The 553-nt window shown below is 42.9% G+C and carries 1 protein-coding gene; it reads right to left on the bottom strand.

Features of this window, described 5'->3' with window-relative positions; genetic code table 11:
- The coding region (locus tag A3762_RS27205) for a hypothetical protein (protein WP_197469064.1) at positions 1 to 553 on the bottom strand (553 nt) is incomplete at both ends.

The raw sequence follows: 553 nt of genomic DNA on the forward strand, positions 1-553 counted from the left end.
TTCTTATCTGCGACGAGCTCATAGCGGGGTCGCTCAAGCGTCGAGTAAATTCCTGATTAGGACGAATAAAGGCGAAAAAAATCCAAGCAAACACCAAGGTTAAAACGATGACAGACTTTGTTGCGTCCACACCATAATCTGACCAATACGACGATGTTAAGTGTTCAACATGGTCCCCGAAATAAAGCTTAAGGGATATTGTTCCAACCCAGTAATCTCCCGAATTACCTTCAGACCAAATACTTAGAGGATAACTAACCGTAGAAGTGGGACCAGCAAGCAGGCTTTTACCAATCCGCATAACTTCGGATTCGTTTTTAGAAACGGACCAAAAGAAGTCAGCCTGAGGACGAACATGATATGTAGAATAGTCACTAGAGCTTCGGTCGAAAGGCATCGCACAGGAATACTCGATCGTATTAAGACGTGCCGAAATATATTCCAAATCATTTTGCTTGAGATTTCGCGCTAGTTGCTCACCTTCTCGGACTAGCTTCTGCTTGGCGCAACTCTCAACAAGATGTTGATATGATCTAAATTCACTTATTCCTTT

This window comes from Oleiphilus sp. HI0125 (assembly GCF_001635355.1).